The following is a 21,317-nucleotide window of genomic DNA, read 5'->3' on the forward strand; positions in this document are numbered from 1 at the left end:
ACACACGCATGGATGAGCTACGCAGTTGCTTTGTCACACTGACCACCTGCCTTCTATTGGTCGCCGCCTATGCGGTGACCGGCGCGACGTTGAGCGCGGGGTTTCTGGATACGTTCGGCGAAAGCCTGACGGGTGTGCTGCGCCATGGCAGTTTGATGCATCTGTCGGGCAATATTCTGGTGATTTTTTTCGGCGGGCTTCTGGCCGAGGCGCGGCTGGGCCCCACCCGCTTCGCGCTCTTGATACTGGCCTGCGCTTTGGGCGGCACTGTGGCGCAGTACCTGATCGAAGGCCCCCGGTTTATCGGGGCGTCGGGCGTGTCATACGGGCTCTTGGCCTATGGCGTTATCGTGGGCCGGACGGAGCGGGGCGTGTATTGGGCGGCACTGGCCGTGGCCACGCTGATCTTCTTGGAAATCATGACGCTGTCGCAGCACATCGCCGTCTACGTGCACGCGGCGGGCGCCCTGATCGGAGGATCGCTGGCCATGTTTGAAACGCTTTTCGGCGGCAAGGACCCGACGCTGAAACCGATGCAACCCGCCCATATCGCGCGGGTGGTCGAGATCATTGCACAGACAGATGATGACGATGCCGAAGAGGCGGAGGAGAACTTCCTCGAAGATGGCCTCGAAGGCATGTTCGTTCTGATGCAGAAAGGCGAGGTGCTGGGCTGCATCGGCTATAGCGTCGATGATCAGGTGCCCGATATCGCCTGGCTGTCCTGGACCTATCTGGACAAGAAAAAGCAAAGCCAGGGTCTGGGCGGCAATATGATGAACGACCTTTTGGGCAAGCTGAAAGGGTACGGCGTTCGCAAATTGTTCATCGCAACCAGCGATTACGAGGAATTCGGGCGCAAGATTTATGCCGATGCGCACAAGATGTACGCGGATTTCGGGGCAAATGTCGAACTGACGATTCCCGATTATCACAATCCGGGTGAGGCCAAGATCGTCTATGGCCTCGACAACCCCGAATTCGTGGCACCACCCCCTGCCCCGGCCAGCGAGCAGACGGGAATCGCCATCACCGATATCGGGAAAGAGCCCGAGACGAAAAAGGTATACGGCCTGCGATGGGAAGAACGGCCGGTCGGCGTGGCTGGCTTGGAATACGCGCTGGGCAAAGCGCGCGACAAAGGCGCGCGGATGACCGTTTTGGCGCTGCCGAGCGATCTGTCCGACGCCAATGCCGTTGCATTGGAGTCGCACAACTTCAAAAGATGCGGGGCGTTGAAAAACTACTACAATCCTGCATTGCATCAGGTATGGTGGGTATGTTTGTAGGGGGCATATTAATCTAGTGCGGTCTGACCGCATGTCAAAGGAGAGGCTATGCTTCAGAATATTAAGTTAATCGGCGCGATCGCCGTTGTTGGTTTTGTTGGCTATTCGATGTTGTCCGGGTCAAGCTCGGAACAGACGGCTGATCTGGGGCAGGTTCTGGACCGCACGGAATTCGTGATGGTGAATTATCAGGAATATCTTGGTGAAGCCGGTGTGACCGAGATCACCGACGCGGAAATGGCCGAATTCAAAGATTTCTATGTGACCGTCCTGAACACGGAGCCACGGTTCTACAACAAGCCACTTGGCCTTGAAGTCATGGATGACGCTATGTTTCTGGGCTTTGCCGATGAAAACGCGAACGGCGTACAGGATGCCAATGAAGGCAAGGTGTTCACCGTTGAAATCGACGAAGAAAACCGCCGCCTGATCGCCACGGACGTGGCCGGCAACGCATCCGGCCTGCAGTTTTCCGCCACCGGTTTTCTGGCTGGCGCCCTTGTCGGCAGCCTGATCAACCGTCAACGCGCCGCTGGCATCACGCGGTCGAGCTTTAACAACCGCAACGCCACGCCGCGCAGCAACTATCGCGCCCCATCCAGCGCACGTTCGGGTGGTCCACGTTCGGGCAAGTAAACCCGCAGAAATAGAGGGGCCCAGCCGCGCGCGCAGCGGGCTGGGCCTTTTTTATTGATCCCAACCAAAGGGAATTTCGCCGTGTCTGACAGCGCAATGTCCACCGAGAAGACCTATAATTATAGTGATCTGCCACGGAAGAACGCCGTTCTTTTGTTGGGCTCGATCTTGATCGTAGCGATGTGCGGCATCGTCTACGAGCTGATCATCGGCACCGTGTCCAGTTATCTGCTAGGTAACTCGGTCTATCAGTTTTCGCTGACAATCGGGTTTTTCATGTTCGCGATGGGCGTTGGGTCGTATGTGTCCCGTTTCATCAACGGCAACCTGCTGCAGGCCTTTGTCTGGGTGGAACTGCTGTTGGCCTTTGTTGGCGGGATGTGCAGCATCTCGCTTTTCATGCTCTTTCCTTATGCGCCTTGGTTCTATCAGGTCGGCATGTTTACGTTCATTTCCACGATCGGTTTTCTGGTCGGGTTGGAAATCCCGATCCTGACACGGGTTTTGTCGGAACGGTCGACGACCAGAGAGTCGCTTTCGGATGTGCTGTCTCTTGATTACATCGGCGCGCTGTTCGGGTCGGTCGCCTTTCCGTTGCTGCTGTTGCCGTCGCTGGGTCTGATCACCGCATCCTTCGCGATCGGGTTGACCAATGCCGCTGTCGCCCTGCTGAACGTGATCTGGTTGCGCGACTATCTGGATAATTTTCAGCGCATGCTGACCTATGCCATCGGCACGATTGTCCTGCTGTTCGTCCTGACCCTGTCGGCTGGCAAGATTACATCCTTCGCACAGGATCATCTGTATTTCGACCGCATCGTCTGGCGCGATCAGTCGCCTTACCAGAACCTCGTCGTGACCAATACGTGGAAGAACAACGACATTCGCCTGTTCATCGACGGGCACCTGCAATTCGCCGAAACCGACGAATACCGGTATCACGAGGCGCTGGTGCACCCGGTTCTTTCATGGGGTGATACCGCCCCCGAAACCGTGCTGATCCTGGGCGGCGGTGATGGGCTGGCGATCCGCGAGGTGCTGAAGCATCCGTCGGTGACCCGCATCGATCTGGTGGATCTGGACCCGGAAATGACGCGGCTGGGGTCTGAATTCGCCCCCTTGGTCCGTCTGAATGGCGGCAGCATGCAATCCGATATTCTGACGGTCTATAATCAGGACGCCTTTGTCTATGTGAAGGACACCGACCAGACCTATGACCGGATCATCATCGATTTTCCCGATCCGCATAATGAGGCACTGGCCAAGCTCTATTCCGTCGAATTCTACGCCATGGTCCACGCGATCCTGAACGATGGTGGGACGCTGGTGACCCAAAGCTCCTCCCCCTTTTTTGCGCCGCATTCCTATTGGACCATCGCGCTGACGTTGGAGGAATTGTTCCCCGACGTGATCAGCTATAACACCCCGATCCCGTCCTTCGGCATCTGGGGGTTTCATATGGCCAGCAAGCTGCCTGACGGTGCGCTGGGTCCTCTGCCTGACGGGCTGCGGTCATTGACGCCTGATAGCTTTGCCGCCGCCCGCAGTTTCACGACAGACTTGCGGCCGAAGCGGAGGCTGGAGGTGAATTCCATCTTCAATCCGACGATCTACGAACAGTACAACACCGATATCAGCCGCATCTGACCCGCGGAACCATCGCCATAGCTGGTTGTTATCTTTCCAACGTTTCGCGGAGGTCAACCAGTGGAGCCAGTTCAGATCCTCGTGACGCAGCTGCGCGACATCGCGCGCGCATCGATCGAGTTGCTGCCGCAGATCGCAGTGGCCTTTGTGGTCATCCTGCTGACGTGGGGATTGAACAATCTGGCGAGTTACATCCTGCGTCGCATCCTTGATCGCACCCGCCTGCGCCGTAGTCTGAAAGAGCTGTTTTCGCTTCTGCTGTCCATATTCGTTTGGGTTCTTGGCGTTATGATCGCCGCCGTGATCGTCTTTCCGGGCCTAACCCCGGCAAGTATTCTGGCGGGCCTGGGGATCGGATCCGTCGCCATCGGTTTCGCATTCAAGGACGTGTTCGAGAATTTTCTCGCTGGGATCATCATTCTGTTCCGCCGCGAGATGCGGATCGGTGATCATATCGAATGCGAGGGGATCGAAGGTGAGGTCACCCAGATCGCAATTCGCGAAAGCCACATCATGCAAACCGACGGGCAACTCGTGATCGTGCCCAATTCCATCCTGTTCAAAAACCCTGTGACGATCCGGACGGACAAGGATATCCGCCGTGTCACTGTCATTTGTGGTGTGGCTTATGACGAGGATGTAGATGCCTCACGCGATGTCATCGAAGACGCGGTGAAAGCCTGCGACACGGTCCATCAGGATGGCAAACCCGTGCAGATTTTCGCGCAGGAATTCGCGTCTTCTTCGATCAATTTCGAGGTGACGTGGTGGACGGGTTCAAAACCGGTCGAGGTGCGAAGGTCGCGCGATCAGGTGGTCGCCGCGGTCAAACGCGCCTTGGATGAGGCAGGGATCGAGATCCCGTTCCCCTATCGCACGCTGACCTTCAAGGAAGCACTACCATTGCAGGGTGCGGGAGATGGCTGACTTATGATGGTGGATCAGGGCAGACAAACTTGCCCTCGGTTTCGACGGCAGCTGCATAAAGCGCGCCTTGATCGTCGAAGCACACGATCGTACCGGGCGGGTATGGCCCTTCTTGCCGTTGCAACCGTTTCGCGCCCGCGGCCGCGCCACGCACGACTAGGCGGCTCGCCCCGAAGACACCTTTGACTGCAGTCGACCCAACAAAGACGACCGCATCGGTGGTGTTGTCAAATATCTTTTCGCGCGAACAGGATGCCAGCAGGATCAGACCTGCCGCGGCAATGAGCATTGGGTTTATGTGAACAGACAAAGCAATTCCCCCTCTTTCATGATCACGATGATAGCGGTGGAGTGGTCTTGTCGCAACAAAGGTTGCCTTTCAGCGTGTTACCACATCCGATCATCCGGAGCGTCTGATCTTACCCCTGCTCTGGTACCAGAATCTCGCGCTTGCCCACGTGGTTGGCGCTGCTGACCACGCCTTCGTCCTCCATCTGCTCGACCAGACGTGCGGCCTTGTTATAGCCGATCGCCAGTTTCCGTTGGATATAACTGGTCGAGCATTTGCGGTCTTTGATCACGATGGCAACTGCGGTGTCATAAAGTGCGTTTTCGCTGTCTGATCCGTCACCAAGACCAAGGACGAGGTCGATATCGCTTTCCTTGTCTTCGGACGGCCCGTCGACGACACCGGACATGTATTCCGGCGGGCCGTAAGCCTTGAGGTGGTTCACGATTTCCTCAACCTCTTCGTCGCTGACGAAAGGACCATGCACGCGGGTGATTTTGGAGCCGCCGGCCATGTAGAGCATGTCACCCATGCCAAGCAGTTGTTCCGCCCCCATTTCGCCCAGAATTGTGCGGCTGTCGATTTTCGACGTCACTTGGAAACTGATGCGCGTGGGGAAGTTCGCCTTGATCGTCCCGGTGATCACGTCCACCGACGGTCGCTGGGTCGCCATGATCAGGTGGATACCCGACGCCCGCGCCATCTGGGCGAGGCGCTGGATACAGGCCTCGATCTCCTTGCCCGCGACCATCATAAGGTCGGCCATTTCGTCAACGATGACGACGATGTAGGGCATCGCTTCGGGGGCGAACTCCTCTGTCTCGAATACCGGATCGCCGGTTTCGTCGTCAAAACCGGTTTGCACGGTGCGGCTGAACATCTCGCCCTTGGCAAGCGCGTCTTTCACCCGGCCATTGTAGCCGTCGATGTTGCGGACGCCCATCTTGGACATCTTGCGATAGCGCTCCTCCATCTCGCCCACGACCCATTTGAGCGCGACGACCGCCTTCTTCGGGTCGGTTACAACGGGGGACAAGAGGTGCGGAATGCCGTCATAGACGCTGAGTTCGAGCATCTTGGGGTCGATCATGATCATCCGACATTCGTCGGGCGACAGCTTGTAAAGCAGCGACAGGATCATCGTGTTGATCGCGACCGACTTACCCGAACCCGTCGTACCCGCGATAAGCAGGTGAGGCATCTTGGCCAGGTTCGCGACGATAGGCTCGCCTCCGATATCCTTGCCCAGCGCAAGCGGCAGTTTGTGGTTACCGTCGCCGAAGTCACGGTGGGACAGGATTTCGCGCAGGACGACCTTTTCGCGGTTCTCATTCGGCAGTTCGATCCCGATGACCGAGCGGCCCGGTACGGTCGAAACACGCGCCGATAGGGCCGACATGGACCGGGCGATGTCATCGGACAGTCCGATCACGCGAGAGGCTTTGAGGCCCGGGGCCGGTTCCAGTTCGTACATGGTGACCACAGGGCCGGGGCGGACGCTGACGATGTCACCTTTGACGCCGTAATCGTCCAGCACGCTTTCCAGCATGCGGGCGTTTTCGGCCAATGCCTCATCGCTGAGGTGATGACGCTGGATGTTGACGGGGCTTGTCAGCAACCCCAATGGCGGATTTTCATAATCGGCGTGCTTGTCTTCGAACCGCAGCTTGGGCTGCGCTTCGGCCTTTGCCTGCGTTGACGGTTGCGGGGCCTTCTTGGGCGGGTGCTGGACCACATTGCGCGGCTCGGGCGTGAGCGACGGCGCGGGTGGGATATTGACCGGTGGGATCGGTGTATGCGGGACGGCCATGACCGGTTCATCTTCGACCAATGCGTCTTCGTCAGGCACGTCGTTGTAGACGAGCGGTTTGGGTCCGCGACCAGCCGTTAGCGTGGGCTCGATCCGCACACCTGTCGGTGAAGGCGGTGCCGCACGGTTCTTGATCACGTCGGCGATGCGCGCGCTGACGCTTTCGGGGCTGCCGGGGATCGCATCGCTTGTCGGCTGCGGTGTGACCAGTTCCGGTTCCGGCATCGGGTCGTTGCGGCGCAGAAGGCCCGACAGGAAGCCGCCTGATGGCTCGACAGGTTCGGGTTCAGGGCGCGTCGGCGCGGCCAGGGCCGGTGCGGGTGGCATCTTCCGCTCACGGCTGAGCGGTGGTTCGTCCATTGGCATGACAGGGTTCGAACGAACGACAGCCGCAGCCCGCGCCCGCAGATCGGGCTTGGGTGTCTCGGTCAGGAGGACATCACCGCTTTCGGCACGGGCAGCCGCGGCCTGCGCACGCTTGTCGCGTACAGTGGCGAACACGCCCTGCCCCGCCTGTGCCGACAATGCGGCACCACGGCCGACGATGCCCAAGATACCCGCATATAGCATGACCGTGCCCAGCCAGATAAAGCGCAGACCAACCTTGATCTCGGGTTTGGTGAAGCCCAGCACAACGGCCATCAGCGCAATGAGGGCACCGAAGGTAATCAGCGACAGGAGTTTGATCCCGAACGCCGTGCCGAACGGTACGATCGTGAGGATCACGCCCAGAACCGTGTCACCAAACAGACCGCCAAAACCGAAATTTGCGGGCCAGTCCGGACCGGGCGTCACCGTCGCGGCATGGACAGAGGCCAGTACGACGGCCACCGGTGCAAAGATCAGGCGCCCAATGGCGCGTTCCTGCCCGTAATGCAGCACGAACCGCGCTGCCCAGGTGAGCAGGATCAACGGCACGACCCAGGTTCCCAACCCGATCACCATCATCAGAGGTGCGGCGATCGACGCGCCCATATGCCCCAGCCAGTTCTGAACAGGCGCGTCGGTCGCAGAAATCCAGCTTGGATCATCGGGGCTGTAGCTACCGATCATCACGGCGAACAGCAGGCCGACGACGCCCAGCCCGAGCCCCAGCAATTCCTTGCCGCGCTTTTCGATCGCTGCCTGTGTCGTGCTGTCCAGAAGCGGGTCGCGCTGCCGTGTCTGATATGATGCCATGATGCTCGTTCCTTAACCGTAGAGACAGTCGCGGATCAGGGTCAGCCCGCGCTGCATTTCTTGTGTTGGGGCCACCATGGCGACCCGAATGTAACCTTTGCCGGGATTGTCCCCGTGGACCTCTCGGCTGAGGTAAGCGCCGGGAAGCGTGCGCACGCCGGTCTCTTGCCAGAGCTTCACGGCGGCCTCTTCGCCGTCATCGATGGGGAGCCAGAGAAAGAAACCTGCCTGCGGTGACTGGTAGCCGGGGATATGGCCCAGCACATCATCTGCGATGCCGTATTTGCGGTGATAGAGGCTGCGGTTTTCGACCACGTGGCCTTCATCTTCCCAGACCTTGGTGGCGACGGTCTGGAGCGGCCCCGATAACGGCGATCCGGCGAAAGCGCGTAGTTGGCGCAGGCGGGCGATGGATTTCTGGCCGCCAGCGGCGAAACCACAGCGCAGGCCGGGGAGGTTCGACCGTTTGGAGAGCGACTGGAAGATCAGCACCCGATCCGGGTCGGCGCCCAGGCGGGTGGCGACCTCAAGCCCGCCGGGCGGTGGCGTGTCGCGATATATCTCGGAATAGCATTCATCGGCGAAAATCTTGAAATCGTGCTTTTCGGCGAGCGTGATGAGGTCGCGCCAGTAGTCCTCGCTCGCCACGGCCCCTTGCGGGTTGGCGGGGGAGCAGAGATAGGCGATGGCGGTTTGATCCAGCGTTTCTGCGGAAAGACTCGTGAAATCAGGCAGATGCCCGGTTTCGGCTGTCGCGGGCACATAGACCGGCTCTGCGCCCACCGACAGGGCGGCAACGGCATAGACGGGATAAAACGGGTTCGGTGTCAGGACCAGCGGCTGTTTGCGATTCTTCGTCTCGGGGCAAAGCGCCATCGCGGCGTTGTAGAGACCTTCGCGCGTCCCGTTCAGCGCGATGATGTGGTCATTGTCGACATCCAGATCATAGCGGCGCTTGAGAAAGCCGCCCATGGCGCTCAGAAGGTCCGCCTGCCCTTCATTGCTGGGGTAATTATTGAAGCCAGCCAGGTTTTCAGCCAGCAGATCGCCCACGAATGGCGGGAACGCATGGCGCGGTTCGCCAATCGTCATATTGATCACGTCCGACGCCTTGCTGGGTACGTCTAACAACGCACGCAGACGTGGCCACGTCGCAACCGGGAGGTTCGAAAACCGCTCGGGAAACACCATAACTGCCTCAATATGCGGGATCATTTCGTCCCGCTTTCTTCCAAACTAGCGCGCGGAGTGGCGGGCTGTCCAGAACAAGGGGGTGGTGCCGACGATATTGTGGCTTTTTGGTCAGGTGGGTTTGAGCAAGAGGTCCTGAATCGATACTACGCAGCCCCGGACTTGCTCCGGGGTATCAACGTTCGGTCATGAGATCCCGCATCTAGTGCAGGAGTGCGTTACGTCAAAGCCGCCTCAACCGCGGCCCCGAGCCGCAGCAATGCAGCCTCACCACCCGCCGGACCGTTCAGCATGAACCCACAGGATGGCGTGTCGGTCGGCAAGGTCAGTCCGCAGGTCCCCATGAGGTTGGCCACCCGCGTATTCCGCAGCGCCAGCAGGTTCTCTGCCTTGTAGTAGGCGTCGTCATGCAAAAGGCGTTCTGCATTGGGTGGCATGATCGGGGCGGTGGGCATGATCACCGCGTCAAAGCCTGCGGTGACGTCCGCATACGCTTTCCGCACCTCGTGGATGACATTCCAGCCCGCGACGAAGTCGACGCCACTCACATCGCGGCCGCCCCGGATACGCTCCAGTATTTGCGGGAACATCTTTTCCGGATGCGCCTCGACCAGATCGCGCCAGTAGCCATAACTGTCGGCGGCAAACAGCGGCCCGCCCACGTCAAAGGCCTTTTGCAGCGCCCGGAAGGGCTTGCGGATTACCTGTGCCCCGGCCTGCTGCAACTGTTTCACGGCGCTGTCGAAGGCCCGCGCGGGGGCATCGCGGATGTTGTCGAACACCACGCTGTCGAGCACCATCAAACGTGCGCCCGCAAGCGACACACCATTCAGGTCGATCGCTTTCCCACCGTCCAACGCGGCGAACAACAGGTTGGCGTCCTCGACCGACCGGCAGAGCGGGCCGATCGTGTCGAAGCTCAGGCAAAGTGGGACGACGCCGTCCAGTGGCAATCGCCCGTGGGTCGTCTTGAACCCGACCAGATCGTTCCAGGCCGAGGGGATGCGGACCGATCCGCCCGTATCCGTCCCGATGCCTGCCGCCGCCAAACCGAACGCAACCGAAGCCGCCGCCCCGGAGGATGAACCACCGGGCACCACATTGGGATCGTTCACATTGGGAGATGTTGCCGTGATCGGGTTCAGGCCCAGCCCGGAAAAGGCGATTTCCGACATATGGGTTTTGCCCAGGCAGACGAGACCCGCTGCCGTTGCGTCTGCCAAAACCTTTGCATCGCGGTCGGGCACCCGACCCTCCAGCAGCTTTGTGCCTGCCTCGGTCGCGATGCCCGTCGTGTCGAACAGGTCCTTCCATGAAACCGGTACGCCGTCGAGCGGCCCCCTCCGCTGGCCTGTCTTGGCCCGGGCAGAGGCCCCCGCCGCCTCGGCCCGCGCCCTGTCATATGTGACACGCGCATAGATGCGGTCGCGATATTCATGGGCGTCGATGGCGGCCAGATAGGTTTCGGTCAGGTCGACCGGATCAATCTGCCCCGCGGCAATGCCTCTGCCCAGATCTGCCGCGCTCATCCACCGCCAATCGTCCATCTTGACCTCATGCTTTTCGGGTGACGGTAGCGGCCAAGCGGCACATGGACAATCCCGGTTCCATGTCCATATTGCGAGGCATGACAAACGACATCATCATCGTTGGCGGCGGTCTGAACGGACCTGCCTTGGCGTTGGCCGCAGCGCAGGCCGGGTTCACCGTCACGATCATCGACAGCCTACCAGTGGACCGGCGCAAAAAACCGGGCTTCGACGGACGCAGCTATGCGCTGGCGCTTACCTCAACGCGGTTGCTGCAGGGGATCGGTGTTTGGGATACAATCGCCGACGACGCCCAGCCCATGCTGGAGATCAAGGTTACCGATGGGCGCGCGGGGGAAGGCCCGTCCCCCTGGATGATGCATTTCGACCATGCCGAGATCGAGGAAGGCCCAATGGGCTATATGGTCGAGGATCGGCATTTGCGGCGCGCGTTTCTGGATGCGATGGCGGCGGATGACCGGATCACGCATCTGGCGGGTGAAACGGTCGTCGGACAGGAAGTGCACGGCGCCGAGATCAGCGTGACCCTGGGCACGGGCAAGACACTTTCCGCCGTCCTGTTGGCTGGTTCCGACGGCCGACAGAGCGGCACCGCCGCCCGCGCGGGGATCAAGCGCACAGGTTGGGGCTATGGGCAGACTGCGGTTGTTTGTGCGGTGGAACACGAAAAACCGCATGGCGGTGTCGCGCATCAGTTTTTCATGCCGGGCGGACCGCTGGCGATCCTGCCATTGACCGGCAACCGGTCATCCATCGTCTGGAGCGAGACGGCCGCGCGGGCTACAGAATTGGCCGCGATGACCGACGCAGACTTTCTGGAGGCGCTGAAGCCTGCCTTTGGCAGTTTTCTGGGCCCGATCAGTCTGACGGGTGCGCGTTATACCTATCCGCTGGGTCTGTCGCTGGCGCAGAGCTTTTTCGCGGAGCGGGTCGCGCTTGTCGGTGATGCGGCGCATGGCGTGCATCCGATCGCGGGCCAGGGGCTGAATGCCGGGCTGCGGGATGTAGCCGCGCTGGCGGAGGTTCTGTCAGAGGCGCGCGCCCGCGGCGAAGATATCGGCACGATCCAAACGCTGATGCGATATCAGCAATGGCGGCGGTTCGACACCGCGACGCTGGCACTGGCGACCGATACGTTCAACCGGCTGTTTTCCAACAATAACCCGCTTATCCGTGCGGCACGCGACATTGGCATGGGTTTTGTCAATGCCGCCCCGCAATTACGCCGAGGCTTTATCCGAGAGGCGGCGGGGCTGACAGGTGACCTGCCAAAGCTGATGCGTGGTTAAGGGCTGTTGACGCCGGACGGGTGGTAACGCTAACCCGGAATGGTGAATAACGAGCCAGGAATTTCATGAACGCACCGTCAACCGCGCAGACTGCAACACATGTCATCGTCGGTGACGGCATCACCGCACTTGCCTTCCTGGAACACTGTGATCTGCGCGCGGGCGAAACATTGATCATTCTTGGCAAAATGGTCAGCCGGTTCGGACGCGGCATGGCTTATGCGAAGGGCGACCCCGACACGCCATGGCGTTATGCCTACCTGCTCAACTCGCCTGCCGATGACATCGACCCGGCCTTTGCGGCATGGTTGTCTGACCGCTGGGACAACGTGTCCGACACCATGTCGGGGCGATCGCCGGATTGGCTGCACGCGGCGGCCCCTCTGGTGGCGGCGGGTGATATTTATGGTGTGAATGCACCGCGCGAGTTTTACGGCGATTTCATGGAGGAACTGGCCCGAATCGCCCTGTCGCGGCTTGAGAAGCGAGGCGTGCGGATCGTGACCCTGAACGATTGTGTGACCTCTATCGCACCCGCCGAAAACGGTGTCGTTTTGAAAACGGAAAAGGGCGCGCAAATCAGCGCTGAATCCGTGGATATCGCCCCGGGCGGCCCGTCGACCATGCGGCTAGCCGGTGATGATGGCACGTTTGCAGCCCCTTCAGTCTTTGGCCAGGAACCACGGATCGCCGAGCACATCAGGGCGGGCGCCGAGATTTTTTGTATCGGTGGCAATGCTGCGATGCTGGATGTCTTGCGCCTGTGTCAAAGCCTGATCCCAAACGAAGATATCAAGATGGTCGTCTGTGCGCCGGACGGTGATATTCCCGCGCCCCTCGTGCCCCGTTTGCCACGCAAATTGACGAAACCGACGCTGACACGGGGCCACGACACCGCAAAGAGTTTCCTGTCCGAGATCGAGGACGAGATCGCATCGGCCAGACGCAACGGTGATGAGATGCGCGAAATCCGTGCGGGGTTCCGGGCGCATTTCCTTGCCAACCCGCTTAACCTTTACCTCGCTGACCTTGATGAGGCGCGCCAGGTCCCGTCCAAGCTGCGCTTTTGGCTGCGGGGCGGCACCCGCGACACGATCCTCGATATGCACCGGCTGGTTGGCGAAGGCCGCGTCAAGGTTGTTCCGGGTCTGGTCAAATCGGTCGAACACGGAAAGGACGGGGCAACGGTTTATATGCGCGATCCCTCGGGTGGTGAATTCACGCATAACACAGGCTTTGTCGTGAATTGCGCTGGGGCGGGGCCGAATTCACGCTACGATCCGCTGACCGCGGACATGTTGGCGAAATCCGTGATCGAGATTTGCCCGGTCAGCCGAGGGATCAAGGTTGGTGCAGTTTGCCAGACAACGCTGCCTGGTGTCCGCTACCTTTCTCCCGCCGTCACCGAGATCGGGGAGGAGCCGATCGCCATGCCGCTTTATGATGCGCATATGCTGCGGACCTATGCGGCACGGGCGAATGGATTGGGCTAATCCCGCTGCTGATCCATGATCTGCCGCAGTTGCGTCAGGTGCGGCAAAAGTGTTTGGACATCGTCGACGCTGTACCTTTTGGATAGTTCCGCAATATCGGGACCCAGTGACTGGATGGCCTGATCACGAAACTCGCGACCAGCATCAGTAATCCAGACCTGTTTTGATCTTTTGTCATCGGGGTTTGGCCGCATCTGAACAAAGCCATGCCGTTCGAGGATCGACAACGTGTGCGTCATCGTGGTTTTCGGGACCTGAAACGCGCGGGCAAGTGTAAGCGGTGTTGGGCCGTCACCCACGCGGATCAGATGATTCAGGACCGAAAAATGCGAGACCAGCAAACCATCCGGCAGCCGCGCCTCGAAAAGGGCGCGGCTAAGTTGGGCGATGATCCCAATCTCGTTGAAAAGCTGGAAGAATATCGCGTTTTTCGTATCAGGCATTCCGCATCCGGTCAGGCAACGGCCAGCGCGGCGTGCGCGGCGTTCGCTGACCGTAGCCGAGAAGGCCCAGCATTTGAACCGTCTCGCCATTGGGGGCGAAGCGGGAATGGATTTCATCGTAGAGCGGCTTCATTTCCGGGTATTCCTGCAGCGCCTGACTGACCGGGCGCAGGGCGAGGCCAGCTTGCGTCGTGGCAAGGTTCAGCCGCAGCCAATCCCGCCCAGCGGCGATCTGATCTTTACGGCTGTTGCCTGCAGTCAGGCTGACGGTCATCGCGGGCGCGCCCATGATCGCGTTCGCCGTCTCTTCGATTGCGCTACGTGTGCCGGGGTTGTCGCGATCTCCGGCTGCATCATGTGTCAGCAAACCGACCAAGGCGAGGCTTTCCATCATCGGTCCGCCAATGTCGATCCCGTCTGGCTGCGCGTTGATCTCGGCCTTGCCGATACGCAAGAGGTCAATACTTTCCTGCCAGGCGTCCTGCGTTTCGATTTCCTTGTACCAGGCATCATGCGCGATGCGTTTGAGCATGTCGCGGTCTTCGCCGCCAACATAGATGTCGGCATGGGCGCGCAGCGGCGCTGCAACGGCCTTGGTGATGGGTGTGTCAAGGAAAGCCTCTTTATGCGACCGCCTATCCATCACATGGGCAAAAAGCGGGTCGGGCGCGCCGCCTTCGGTAAACATGCACTGGGCGACGGGGCCGTCCTCTCCTTCCGGAAACAGGTCCGTCTGCACGGCATAGCCCTGTTGGGCTGCAGCCATCTGCATCAGTTCCAGAAAACAACCCATGCCAATGGTCAACTGACGCGCGAACGGGTCGGTCACTGGCAGATCACGCGCCGGGTCGCGCCAGATGGTGACGCCGTCGTCACCGATCAATTCGGCCTCCCAGGGCTGCCGATTATGCGGGTTTGGGGCCAACAATGCATAGGACAGCGCATTCATACGCGGGTCGACATAGGTACCAGCTTGGTCCCACGGGGCGAGCGCCTTGGTCGGGGTGCGGGTGGACAGGAATGCAGCGGACGGGATCGCGGCGGCGACGACGCCACCGCCGACGAGTGAAAGGACTTTGCGACGTGATAAGGACATAAGGATCTCCAATATGATACGATATCGCACTATATAGTACGATATTGCACCAATCAAGTTCCATGCCCGGTAATCCGCTTAGAGCCCTGCAATTTTGATCAGACAGTTTTTCAGGATCGCCTGCTCTTCCTGTGTAAAACCGGCGACAAGCGCCGCATCGAAGCGGCGTGCTTCTTGGACGAGGTCATCGAAAACCGCCCTGCCCGCCCGCGTCAGCGACAGTTTCTCGTGACGCCGATCTGCGCTGACTTCTTCACGGGTCAAAAGGCGTTTCCGCTCTAGCGCCGCCACCGCGCGGCTGACTTTGGTTTTATGGATGCGGGCCCTCGCGCAGACCTCTTTGGCGTGCATCGGCCCGTATTGGCCAAGGTGAAAAATCACCCGCCACTCGGTCCGCAGCATCCCGTATTTTTCCTTGTAGGAACGCTGGAACCCAAGGCTCGACGTCTCGGCGGCCATATTCAGCAGATAAGGGGTGAAATCCTTGAGGTCATAATCGGTCATGTTTGCGACGGTGTCGGTTGTTAGTTACAAAATCAACTATTATCCCGGACCAAGCACAATGGAGGCCATCGTGAACGACCAGTCGCACCCGACCACCCTGATCCAGGCGCCGTCGATCCCCGGCCCGCATGAAGGGTACATGCCCGGCTTCGGCAATGATTTCGAAACCGAGGCCCTGCCCGATGCGCTGCCGCAAGGCATGAACTCACCCCAGAAATGCAATTATGGGCTCTACGGGGAACAGCTATCCGGGACGGCCTTCACCCATGAACGGCCCGAGCGGACATGGTGTTATCGTATCCGGCCCTCGGTCAAGCATTCGCATCGCTATGCGCGGATCGACCTGCCCTATTGGAAATCGGCACCACATGTCGTCGATGATGTCACCAGCCTTGGGCAATACCGCTGGGACCCGATTCCGCACTCCGAAGAGCCGCTGACCTGGCTGACCGGCATGCGCACGATGACGACGGCGGGGGATGTGAACACGCAGGTCGGGATGGCGGCGCATATCTATCTGGTAACCGAAAGCATGGTCGACAGCTACTTCTACTCCGCGGATAGCGAACTGCTGGTCGTCCCGCAGGAGGGGCGACTGCGCTTCGCGACCGAGTTGGGGATCATCGACATCGCCCCCAAGGAAATCGCGATCCTCCCACGCGGGCTGGTCTACCGGGTCGAGGTACTGGAAGGCCCCGCACGCGGGTTCGTGTGCGAGAATTACGGGCAGAAATTCGAACTGCCGGGGCGCGGACCGATCGGGGCGAACGCGATGGCCAATCCGCGCGACTTCAAGGCCCCCGTCGCCGCGTTCGAAGATCGCGAGGCGCCTTCGACCGTCACGATCAAGTGGTGCGGACAGTTTCATGAAACCAAGGTCGGGCATTCGCCCTTGGATGTGGTCGCATGGCACGGGAACTACGCACCGCTGAAATACGACCTGCGCACCTATTGTCCGGTCGGCGCGATCCTATTCGATCACCCCGATCCGTCGATTTTCACCGTCCTGACCGCACCGTCAGGCGTGCCCGGCACCGCCAACATTGATTTCGTCCTGTTTCGCGAACGCTGGATGGTGGCGGAAAACACGTTCCGCCCGCCCTGGTATCATAAGAACGTCATGTCAGAGCTGATGGGCAATATTTATGGCCAGTACGACGCCAAGCCCAAGGGCTTTGTCCCCGGGGGGATGAGCCTGCATAACATGATGCTGCCCCACGGCCCCGACCGGAATGCGTTTGAACGGGCGTCGAACGCGAACCTTGGGCCGGATAAGCTGGACAATACAATGTCGTTCATGTTCGAAACCCGCTTTCCGCAGCACCTGACGGCCTTTGCGGGGCAAGAGGCGCCGTTGCAGGACGATTACATCGATTGCTGGACGTCGCTGGACAAGAAATTCGACGGGACACCGGGGCAGAAATAAATGCAGCGATTGGCGAGTATTGGGGATGGCAGCCCGGACGGGCGACTGGTGATCGTTTCCGAGGATGGCAAAGGGTGCTGGCCAACCTTTGAGGGTTCATTTCGCACCATGCTCGACTCGCATGATGGTGCCACGCTGGACGGACCTCCGGAAGCCTTTGATCCGGACCAATGCTGCGCGCCTTTGCCACGCGCCTCGGCCTTCCTTGACGGATCCGCATACGTCAATCACGTGGCCCTCGTCCGGCAGGCACGCGGGGCCGAAATGCCGGAACGGTTCTGGACAGACCCGCTGATGTATCAGGGCTGCTCCGACCGGCTGTTGTCCCCCCACGACCCGATCGAAGGCAAGCCGGAATGGGGTATGGATTTCGAGGCCGAGATCGGCGTGATCACCGACTTTGTTGACATCGGCGCCTCGGTCAATGAGGCGGCTGCGGCAATCCGTTATATCGTCCTGCTCAACGACATATCGCTGCGCGCGCTGATCCCGGATGAGCTATCCAAAGGCTTTGGCTTCGTGCAGTCCAAGCCGCCATCGGCCTTTGCGCCCATGGCCATCCGCGCCGAAGATTGGCCCGGCTGGGACGGCCGAAAGCTGACGGGCACGGTCTGCGTTGATCTGAACGGTCAGCCCTTTGGGCGCACCCGGTCAGAGGACGAGATGACCTTCGATTTCGCCGAACTGATCGCCCACGCAGCCAAGACACGTTATTTGGAACCCGGCACGATCATCGGGTCGGGCACCGTGTCGAACCGCGACGCGGACGGCCCGGGCAAAACCATCGCCCAAGGCGGGCGCGGCTATTCCTGCATCGCCGAGCAACGCATGGTCGAAACGATCCTGAACGGACGCGCCAGCACACCGTTTCTGCAGGCGGGCGATCAGGTCGATATCTGGTTCGAAGACGACAACGGGAACGATATCTTCGGCCGCATCTCACAAAAGGTGGAATTGATATGACCAAGGCCTTCGCCTCGCAGGGCGACATGACGGAAAAGACGATCACCTTCGATGAAATCGGTGATGGCCTATACGCCTTTACCGCAGAGGGTGACCCGAATTCCGGCGTGATCATCGGCGACGACAGCGTCATGATCATCGAGGCACAAGCGACGCCGCGCCTCGCTGCCAAAGTGATCGAGAAAGTGCGCAGCGTGACCGATAAGCCGATCACCCATGTCGTGCTGACGCACTATCACGCGGTGCGGGTGCTGGGCGCGTCGGCCTATGGCGCGGATCAGGTCATCATGTCGGACAAGGCGCGCGCTATGGTCGTTGAACGCGGGCAAGAGGATTGGGATAGCGAATTCCAGCGCTTTCCGCGCCTGTTCGAAGGGCATGAAAGCATTCCGGGTCTGACCTATCCGACGACAACATTCAGCGACGGCATGACCGTCTATCTGGGCAATCGCCGCGTCGATATCAGACATCTGGGTCGTGCGCATACCGCTGGTGACGCGGTGATCCATGTGCCGGACCAGAACGTGATGTTTACTGGTGATATCGTCGAATACCGCTCGGCCTGTTACTGCGGCGATGGGCACTTTGCCGATTGGGACCGGACCTTGGATGCGATCGAAGCCTATGATGTCGATGCTATCGCGCCGGGGCGCGGTGATGCGCTGGTGGGGCGTGAGATGGTGGATAAGGCAATCGAATCCACACGTGATTTCGTGCAGTCGACTTATCGCCCTGCCGCCCGCGTCGCCGCACGTGGGGGCACGTTGAAAGAGGCGTGGGACGCCGTCCGCGAAAGCTGCGACCCGAAATTCGCCGACTACGCGATCTATGAACATTGCCTGCCCTTCAACGTGGCCCGCGCCTATGACGAGGCACGCGGCATCGACACACCGCGCATCTGGACGGCAGAGCGTGATCTGGCGATGTGGGATGCTTTGCAAGGCTAATCGTCATGGCTGCATCGCGCTATCAGACCGCTTTCACGCTGTATCCTTACGCAAAACACCCAGATCAATCCGCCACACCGCGCCGCCATCCGGTGGTGATCGTCGGGGCGGGACCTATTGGCTTGACCCTCGCGCTAGACCTGGGGCGGAAGGGCACGCCGGTTCTGCTTCTGGACGATCATGAGGGGCCCGGCGCCGGGTCAAAGGCGATCTGTTTCGCCAAGCGCACGCTGGATATCGCACATCGGTTGGGTGCGGGTGAACAGATGATCGAAAAGGGGGTGGTGTGGAACACGGGCAAGGTGTTCCATGCTGACAACATGGTCTTTTCCTTCGATCTGCTGCCCGAGGCGGACCACCGGAACCCGGCCTTCATCAACCTGCAGCAGCCCTATTTTGAGAAGTTTCTGGTTGAAGCGATCGACGCGGCGAAGGCGAATGGCGCACCCATCGACATTCGGGGGCGGAACCGGGTTACGGGGATTGTCGAGAAAGATGATCATGTGCAGGTCTCTGTCGATACACCAGATGGTGCTTATGATCTTGAAACGGACTGGCTGGTCGCCTGCGATGGCGCGCGGTCCCCGATACGCGACATGCTGGGGCTGGGTTTCGCGGGCCGCGTGTTCGAGGATAATTTCCTGATCGCCGACGTCCGCATGAAAGCGGACTTTCCGACCGAGCGCTGGTTCTGGTTTGCCCCGCCTTTCGCTGCCGCGCAATCGGCGCTTTTGCACAAGCAGCCGGATGATATCTGGCGGATCGACTTTCAACTCGGTTGGGATATCGACCGCGACAAGGAACTGGACGAGGTTCGCATCCGGGGCCGGGTTGACGCCATGCTGTCCAGCCAATCGGGCGCGGTGCCGCCCTATGATCTGGTCTGGACGTCCATTTACACCTTTCAATGCCGCCGGATGGATACGTTCCGAAAAAACCGCGTGTTCTTTGCCGGTGACAGCGCACATCAGGTGTCACCGTTTGGCGCGCGCGGGGCGAATTCGGGCGTGCAGGATGCCGAGAACCTGGCGTGGAAGCTGGATGCGGTGCTGAAAGGGCACGCACCCGAGCCATTGCTGGACAGTTACGATCACGAACGTGGCTTTGCCGCGGATGAAAACATCCTCAATTCCACACGTGCGACGGATTTCATGACGCCGAAATCAGAGATGTCTCGGATTTTCCGGGACGCCGTGCTGGATCTGGCCAACCGTCACGACTTTGCCCGGCCACTGGTCAATTCCGGACGGTTGTCGGTGCCGTGTGCGTACGCGGACTTCCCTTTGTTCGGTGAGGACGCGCTGAATGGCCCGCAGATCACCCGACCCGGCGCCGCCTGCACCGACGCGCCGATTGGCGACGGGTTCCTTTTGGACCTGCTTGGGGACGACTTTATTTTGTTGGCGATCGGCGACGACGCACCGCCCGAAGGTGCGGTGCGGATTTTACACGTCGCCGAACCCTCGCCCGAATTGGCAGCGCGATATCTGGGTGAGGCAAAGACCGCGATCTATCTGATCCGACCTGACCAGTATGTTGTGGCCCGCTGGCCGGGTTTCGACGCTGTCAACGTCGATGCCGCACTGAAAACCGCCTTGGGAAAGGGCTGAGATATGGGATTGAACCTTACACCTAACCTGACCGACCCAGACGGGTTCTATGACGATCTGGTCGTTGCCCATGACGGGCTGTCAAAAGATGAAAGCGATGCACTGAATGCACGCTTGATCCTGATCCTCGCCAATCACATCGGTGATCGGTCAGTCCTGCGCGCCGCGCTGAGGGCGGCCAAATAGCAACTTAGCCTAATCCAGCTTGCGCGCCTCATCCATCAACATCACCGGGATACCGTTGCGAATGGGGAACGCCAGATTGGCGCGCTCAGACACCAGCTCCTGGGCGTCGGCATCATAGCGAAGCGTCGTCTGCGACATCGGGCAAACCAACGCCTCGAGCATTTTGGGATCGAAGGTCGTATCGCTCATTGCATGACCTCTTCGCCCGATCCGCCACGCAGGGCGAATTCGATCAGGGTGGTCAGCGTCTCTCGTCGTGTGGTCAAAGACGGCGCCTCGAGCAGCGCTTGCTTATCTTCGGGCTCAAAGGGGCATAGCATCGATAGCGAGTTGATGAGCAGCTCATCCTCGACCTCGCGCAGGCTGTCCCAATCGGTCGACAACCCGCGATCCTCGAGGAAGCGGTTCAGGGCCTCCATGAAAGACTTTCGATCGAAATTCGGGTCTTTTTCAACCGCGCCCAGATCACGCTCAAACCCGTCCCATTGAACCTTACAACGCCGATAGGGCGTGAAGCCTTCAACCTCTTCGATGATACGAAATCGGGACGCACCGGACAGGGTAATCATATAACGCCCATCCTCAGTTTCCGAGAATGCCGTCAATCGGCCAGCGCAACCGATCGTGTGCAGCTTGCCGCCGCCGCCCGGTGCCTCATACGGTTGCACCATCCCGATCAACCGGGTGGACGTCTTGAGCACATCGTCCAGCATTGCCAGATAGCGCGGCTCAAACAGATGCAACGGAAGCGGCGACCGGGGCAGCAAAAGCGCGCCGGGCAGCGGAAAGACCGGGATGACGTCGGGCAGGTCGTTCGATGAAATCATAATCATCGAATTAGT

The 21,317-nt window shown here is 60.0% G+C and carries 20 protein-coding genes; 11 read left to right on the top strand and 9 right to left on the bottom strand.

Annotated elements, in window-relative coordinates; genetic code table 11:
• Positions 1 to 8 precede the first annotated feature (8 nt).
• The 4 genes from V8J85_RS16050 (at position 9) to V8J85_RS16065 (ending at position 4,499) form a co-directional block, all read left to right on the top strand.
• The gene (locus tag V8J85_RS16050; protein WP_339954777.1) at positions 9 to 1,289 is read left to right on the top strand and encodes a rhomboid family intramembrane serine protease; all 1,281 of its coding nucleotides are present in this window, start codon (positions 9 to 11) and stop codon (positions 1,287 to 1,289) included.
• A gap of 48 nt (positions 1,290 to 1,337) precedes the next feature.
• Positions 1,338 to 1,925 carry a hypothetical protein gene (locus V8J85_RS16055; RefSeq protein WP_339954778.1) on the top strand — a complete coding sequence of 196 codons (588 nt, stop codon included), beginning with the start codon at positions 1,338 to 1,340 and terminating at the stop codon, positions 1,923 to 1,925.
• An 81-nt stretch (positions 1,926 to 2,006) separates the two neighbouring features.
• On the top strand, positions 2,007 to 3,572 hold the full coding sequence (locus tag V8J85_RS16060) for a polyamine aminopropyltransferase (RefSeq protein WP_339954779.1): 1,566 nt from the start codon (positions 2,007 to 2,009) through the stop codon (positions 3,570 to 3,572).
• 60 nt (positions 3,573 to 3,632) lie between these two features.
• On the top strand, positions 3,633 to 4,499 hold the full coding sequence (locus tag V8J85_RS16065) for a mechanosensitive ion channel family protein (protein WP_339954780.1): 867 nt from the start codon (positions 3,633 to 3,635) through the stop codon (positions 4,497 to 4,499).
• A gap of 1 nt (position 4,500) precedes the next feature.
• On the opposite strand, the gene V8J85_RS16070 is transcribed toward V8J85_RS16065, so the two are convergent.
• The 4 genes from V8J85_RS16070 to V8J85_RS16085 all read right to left on the bottom strand — a co-directional run bounded on the left by V8J85_RS16070 (position 4,501) and on the right by V8J85_RS16085 (position 10,515).
• Positions 4,501 to 4,788, bottom strand: a complete 288-nt coding sequence (locus V8J85_RS16070) for a hypothetical protein (RefSeq protein WP_339954781.1) — start codon at positions 4,786 to 4,788, stop codon at positions 4,501 to 4,503.
• Between the two features lie 130 nt (positions 4,789 to 4,918).
• On the bottom strand, positions 4,919 to 7,777 hold the full coding sequence (locus V8J85_RS16075; RefSeq protein ID WP_339954782.1) for a DNA translocase FtsK: 2,859 nt from the start codon (positions 7,775 to 7,777) through the stop codon (positions 4,919 to 4,921).
• Between the two features lie 12 nt (positions 7,778 to 7,789).
• Entirely contained in the window at positions 7,790 to 8,992 is a 1,203-nt protein-coding gene (locus V8J85_RS16080; protein WP_339954783.1) for an aminotransferase class I/II-fold pyridoxal phosphate-dependent enzyme, read from the bottom strand.
• Positions 8,993 to 9,186: 194 nt separating this feature from the next.
• Entirely contained in the window at positions 9,187 to 10,515 is a 1,329-nt protein-coding gene (locus V8J85_RS16085) for an amidase (RefSeq protein ID WP_339954784.1), read from the bottom strand.
• 44 nt (positions 10,516 to 10,559) lie between these two features.
• Between V8J85_RS16085 and V8J85_RS16090 the strand changes: the two genes are divergently transcribed.
• Both V8J85_RS16090 and V8J85_RS16095 read left to right on the top strand, forming a co-directional pair.
• Positions 10,560 to 11,807, top strand: coding sequence for a UbiH/UbiF/VisC/COQ6 family ubiquinone biosynthesis hydroxylase (locus V8J85_RS16090; protein WP_339954785.1), 1,248 nt, complete (start codon positions 10,560 to 10,562; stop codon positions 11,805 to 11,807).
• 65 nt (positions 11,808 to 11,872) lie between these two features.
• On the top strand, positions 11,873 to 13,300 hold the full coding sequence (locus tag V8J85_RS16095) for an FAD/NAD(P)-binding protein (RefSeq protein ID WP_339954786.1): 1,428 nt from the start codon (positions 11,873 to 11,875) through the stop codon (positions 13,298 to 13,300).
• Here the strand turns inward: V8J85_RS16095 and V8J85_RS16100 are convergent.
• From V8J85_RS16100 to V8J85_RS16110, 3 genes are all read right to left on the bottom strand, one after another.
• Positions 13,297 to 13,743 carry a MarR family winged helix-turn-helix transcriptional regulator gene (locus V8J85_RS16100; RefSeq protein ID WP_339954787.1) on the bottom strand — a complete coding sequence of 149 codons (447 nt, stop codon included), beginning with the start codon at positions 13,741 to 13,743 and terminating at the stop codon, positions 13,297 to 13,299. The genes V8J85_RS16095 and V8J85_RS16100 overlap by 4 nt on opposite strands.
• Entirely contained in the window at positions 13,736 to 14,839 is a 1,104-nt protein-coding gene (locus tag V8J85_RS16105) for an Acg family FMN-binding oxidoreductase (protein WP_339954788.1), read from the bottom strand. The genes V8J85_RS16100 and V8J85_RS16105 overlap by 8 nt, the downstream gene beginning before the upstream one ends.
• A 78-nt stretch (positions 14,840 to 14,917) precedes the next feature.
• Complete coding sequence (locus V8J85_RS16110; protein ID WP_339954789.1) at positions 14,918 to 15,343, bottom strand: MarR family winged helix-turn-helix transcriptional regulator; 426 nt, start codon at positions 15,341 to 15,343, stop codon at positions 14,918 to 14,920.
• A 139-nt stretch (positions 15,344 to 15,482) separates the two neighbouring features.
• Here V8J85_RS16110 and hmgA point away from each other — a divergent pair, with 139 nt between their 5' ends.
• The 5 genes from hmgA to V8J85_RS16135 are packed head-to-tail and all read left to right on the top strand — an operon-like array spanning position 15,483 to position 20,475.
• Positions 15,483 to 16,769, top strand: a complete 1,287-nt coding sequence (gene hmgA / locus V8J85_RS16115) for a homogentisate 1,2-dioxygenase (RefSeq protein ID WP_445285916.1) — start codon at positions 15,483 to 15,485, stop codon at positions 16,767 to 16,769.
• Positions 16,770 to 17,732, top strand: a complete 963-nt coding sequence (locus V8J85_RS16120; RefSeq protein ID WP_339954791.1) for a fumarylacetoacetate hydrolase family protein — start codon at positions 16,770 to 16,772, stop codon at positions 17,730 to 17,732.
• On the top strand, positions 17,729 to 18,679 hold the full coding sequence (locus tag V8J85_RS16125; RefSeq protein ID WP_339954792.1) for an MBL fold metallo-hydrolase: 951 nt from the start codon (positions 17,729 to 17,731) through the stop codon (positions 18,677 to 18,679). Before V8J85_RS16120 ends, V8J85_RS16125 begins: the two co-directional genes overlap by 4 nt.
• A 5-nt stretch (positions 18,680 to 18,684) precedes the next feature.
• Positions 18,685 to 20,289 carry an FAD-dependent oxidoreductase gene (locus V8J85_RS16130; RefSeq protein ID WP_339954793.1) on the top strand — a complete coding sequence of 535 codons (1,605 nt, stop codon included), beginning with the start codon at positions 18,685 to 18,687 and terminating at the stop codon, positions 20,287 to 20,289.
• 3 nt (positions 20,290 to 20,292) lie between these two features.
• Positions 20,293 to 20,475, top strand: coding sequence for a DUF2783 domain-containing protein (locus tag V8J85_RS16135; protein WP_339954794.1), 183 nt, complete (start codon positions 20,293 to 20,295; stop codon positions 20,473 to 20,475).
• Between the two features lie 9 nt (positions 20,476 to 20,484).
• Here the strand turns inward: V8J85_RS16135 and V8J85_RS16140 are convergent, their stop codons facing one another.
• Positions 20,485 to 20,664, bottom strand: a complete 180-nt coding sequence (locus V8J85_RS16140) for a Trm112 family protein (RefSeq protein WP_339954795.1) — start codon at positions 20,662 to 20,664, stop codon at positions 20,485 to 20,487.
• Positions 20,661 to 21,302, bottom strand: a complete 642-nt coding sequence (locus tag V8J85_RS16145) for an LON peptidase substrate-binding domain-containing protein (RefSeq protein WP_339954796.1) — start codon at positions 21,300 to 21,302, stop codon at positions 20,661 to 20,663. The genes V8J85_RS16140 and V8J85_RS16145 overlap by 4 nt, the downstream gene beginning before the upstream one ends.
• Between the last annotated feature and the right edge of the window lie 15 nt (positions 21,303 to 21,317).

The organism is Yoonia sp. 2307UL14-13 (assembly GCF_037572755.1).
GTDB lineage: Bacteria > Pseudomonadota > Alphaproteobacteria > Rhodobacterales > Rhodobacteraceae > Yoonia.

What these genes read in the sequence shown, in the direction of transcription:
- V8J85_RS16135 (WP_339954794.1), top strand. Translation starts at nt 20,293, where the DNA reads ATGGGATTGAACCTTACACCTAACCTGACCGACCCAGACGGGTTCTAT.
- V8J85_RS16055 (WP_339954778.1), top strand. Translation starts at nt 1,338, where the DNA reads ATGCTTCAGAATATTAAGTTAATCGGCGCGATCGCCGTTGTTGGTTTT.
- V8J85_RS16085 (WP_339954784.1), bottom strand. Translation starts at nt 10,515, where the DNA reads ATGGACGATTGGCGGTGGATGAGCGCGGCAGATCTGGGCAGAGGCATT.
- V8J85_RS16080 (WP_339954783.1), bottom strand. Translation starts at nt 8,992, where the DNA reads ATGATCCCGCATATTGAGGCAGTTATGGTGTTTCCCGAGCGGTTTTCG.
- V8J85_RS16095 (WP_339954786.1), top strand. Translation starts at nt 11,873, where the DNA reads ATGAACGCACCGTCAACCGCGCAGACTGCAACACATGTCATCGTCGGT.
- hmgA (WP_445285916.1), top strand. Translation starts at nt 15,483, where the DNA reads ATGCCCGGCTTCGGCAATGATTTCGAAACCGAGGCCCTGCCCGATGCG.
- V8J85_RS16070 (WP_339954781.1), bottom strand. Translation starts at nt 4,788, where the DNA reads ATGCTCATTGCCGCGGCAGGTCTGATCCTGCTGGCATCCTGTTCGCGC.
- V8J85_RS16090 (WP_339954785.1), top strand. Translation starts at nt 10,560, where the DNA reads ATGGACAATCCCGGTTCCATGTCCATATTGCGAGGCATGACAAACGAC.
- V8J85_RS16125 (WP_339954792.1), top strand. Translation starts at nt 17,729, where the DNA reads ATGACCAAGGCCTTCGCCTCGCAGGGCGACATGACGGAAAAGACGATC.
- V8J85_RS16140 (WP_339954795.1), bottom strand. Translation starts at nt 20,664, where the DNA reads ATGAGCGATACGACCTTCGATCCCAAAATGCTCGAGGCGTTGGTTTGC.
- V8J85_RS16100 (WP_339954787.1), bottom strand. Translation starts at nt 13,743, where the DNA reads ATGCCTGATACGAAAAACGCGATATTCTTCCAGCTTTTCAACGAGATT.
- V8J85_RS16130 (WP_339954793.1), top strand. Translation starts at nt 18,685, where the DNA reads ATGGCTGCATCGCGCTATCAGACCGCTTTCACGCTGTATCCTTACGCA.
- V8J85_RS16145 (WP_339954796.1), bottom strand. Translation starts at nt 21,302, where the DNA reads ATGATTTCATCGAACGACCTGCCCGACGTCATCCCGGTCTTTCCGCTG.
- V8J85_RS16110 (WP_339954789.1), bottom strand. Translation starts at nt 15,343, where the DNA reads ATGACCGATTATGACCTCAAGGATTTCACCCCTTATCTGCTGAATATG.
- V8J85_RS16105 (WP_339954788.1), bottom strand. Translation starts at nt 14,839, where the DNA reads ATGTCCTTATCACGTCGCAAAGTCCTTTCACTCGTCGGCGGTGGCGTC.
- V8J85_RS16075 (WP_339954782.1), bottom strand. Translation starts at nt 7,777, where the DNA reads ATGGCATCATATCAGACACGGCAGCGCGACCCGCTTCTGGACAGCACG.
- V8J85_RS16050 (WP_339954777.1), top strand. Translation starts at nt 9, where the DNA reads ATGGATGAGCTACGCAGTTGCTTTGTCACACTGACCACCTGCCTTCTA.
- V8J85_RS16120 (WP_339954791.1), top strand. Translation starts at nt 16,770, where the DNA reads ATGCAGCGATTGGCGAGTATTGGGGATGGCAGCCCGGACGGGCGACTG.